This is a genomic window from Streptomyces rubellomurinus (genome assembly GCF_000961885.1).
Lineage (GTDB): Bacteria > Actinomycetota > Actinomycetes > Streptomycetales > Streptomycetaceae > Kitasatospora > Kitasatospora rubellomurina.
Genome location: NZ_JZKH01000214.1, coordinates 1 through 2,443 on the forward strand (window position 1 = coordinate 1; position 2,443 = coordinate 2,443).

Sequence of the window (2,443 nt, forward strand, 5' to 3'; positions counted from 1 at the left end):
CTACACCGACCCCGAGTGCTCCCGGGTCAACAACCACATGCCGGCCTCCGAGGACACCAACTCGATGGCCTGCATCCCCGTCCACTGGTACCTGCCCGGCCAGTCCGGCAAGGACCCGGTGAACGACTGGTTCGACAAGCCGCTGGTCAAGACCGTGGTCGAGCAGGACCTGGTCAGCACCCCGGCCGTCGCCCGCACCACCGAGTACACGTACGGCGGCGGCGCCGCCTGGCACCGCAACGACGCCGAGTTCACCGACCCCAAGGTCCGCACCTGGGACCAGTTCCGCGGCTACCAGACGGTCACCACGACCACCGGCAACGCCAACCCCGGTGAGGCGCCGAAGACCCAGCAGCGCGTGACGTACCTGCGCGGCATGGTCGGCGACTACCTCGCGGACGGGACGACGCTCAGGACCGTGCCCGACGTGGTGAGCCCGCTGGGCGGCAAGGTCACGGACAGCGCGCAGCTGGCAGGCCGGGTCGTCGCCACCGAGACCTTCGACCAGGCCGGCGGCAGCGTCATCGGCATCTCCGGCGCCACCTACAACGGCCAGCAGACCTCCGCCACCCACGCGCAGAGCGCCGGCGCGCCGAAGGTCTACGCCTGGCGGCCGGACTCGCAGGTCACCTCGATCGCCAAGTCCAAGCTGGCTGACCAGAGTTGGCGCACGAAGACGACGGTGACGACGAGCGAGCCGGCCAACGGCAACCGCGTCGTGTCGGTCGACGACCCGGGTGACGGCACCGCCGCCACCCCCGAGACCTGCACCACCATCGCCTACGCGGCCGGCGACAACCCCATGAGCCTGGAGCTGGCGGCCGAGAAGACCGTCTTCCAGGGCTCCTGCTCCGGCACGGCCACCGCCGCCAACACCCTCACGGCCACCCGCACGCTCTACGACGGCAAGCCCTTCAAGCAGGCGGCCGCCACCGGCGACCCGACCAGCGCCCAGGCCCTCGACCGCTTCGACGCCTCCGGCAACCCCGTCTACGCCCACACCGGCAGCACGACCTTCGACGCCTACGGCCGTCCGCAGACCAGCGCGACCACCGACGGCTCGACCTACGACCGCGGCGGCACCCAGCTCAGCGCCCCCTCGGTCACCCCGGTCTCCAGCACCACCGCGCTGACCCCGGCCACCGGCCAGCTGCCGACGTCGTTCGTCACCACCAACCCCCTGGGCTGGACCACGACCGTCACCCAGGACCCGGCCCGCGGCTCCCCGCTGACCACCACCGACCCCAACGGCCGCGTCACCACCGCCCAGTACGACCCGCTCGGCCGCCTCACCGCCGTCTGGGCGCCCGACCGGCCCACCACCGACCTGCCGAGCAAGCGCTTCACCTACGGCCTGTACGGCGCCACAGCACCGTCCACCATCAAGACGGAGACGCTCAACGACGGCGCCACCACCTTCTCCGCGAGCATCCAGATCTTCGACGGCCTCGGCCGCCCCCGCCAGACCCAGAGCACCAGCGCCGCCAAACCCGACGGCCGCCTGATCACCGACACCGTCTACGACACCCACGGCTGGGTGATCAAGAGCTCCGCCCCCTACTACGAGCAGACCTCCTTCCCCACCGAGGCGATCTTCGTCCCCGTGGCGGACGGCCAGGTCCCCGGCCAGACCTGGAACACCTACGACGGCAACGGGCGCCTGCTGCGCGCCGAGTTCCGCTCCAACGGCAACCTCCAGTGGGCCACCAGCACCGCCTACCCCGGCGCCGACCGCGTCGACACCACCCCGCCCAACGGCGGCACGGCGATCTCGACGGTCACCGACGCCCGCGGCCGTACCACCGCCACCTGGCGGTACAAGACGCCCACGCCGACCGGCAACCCGGCCGACGCCGACGTCACCGGCTACGCCTACACCCCCGGCGGCCTGACGGCGTCGCGGACCGACAGCAGCGGCAACACCTGGTCCTACGGCTACGACCTGCGCGGCCGCCAGACCTCCACGTCCGACCCGGACACCGGCACCACCAAGCTGTTCTACGACACCCAGGGGCACCTCGACCACACCACCGACGCCAAGAACCAGACGCTCTCCTACAGCTACGACGTGCTGAACCGGAAGACCGGCGCGTACAGCGGCAGCGCCGCACCCGCCAACCAGCTGGTCTCCTGGACCTACGACACGCTCGCCAAGGGCCTGCTCACCTCCAGCACCCGCTACGTGGGCGGGGCGGTGAAGGGCTCGGCGTACACCAAGGCCATCACCGGCTACGACACCGCCTACCGGCCGCTCGGCAGCTCGCTGACCATCCCGTCCGGCGAGGGCGCGCTGGCCGGCACCTACACCACCAACCTCACGTACAGCGGAGTGCTCGGCGTCCCCACGGGCATGGACATCCCGGCCGCCGGCGGCCTGCCCGCCGAGTCGGTCAGCTACGGCCGCACCGTCACCGGCCTGCTCACCTCGGAGAGCAGCCTGAAG

At 71.6% G+C, this 2,443-nt stretch carries 1 protein-coding gene; it reads left to right on the forward strand.

The features are described 5' to 3' along the window. The coding region (locus VM95_RS45380; protein ID WP_045705769.1) for a DUF6443 domain-containing protein at positions 1 to 2,443 on the forward strand (2,443 nt) is incomplete at both ends.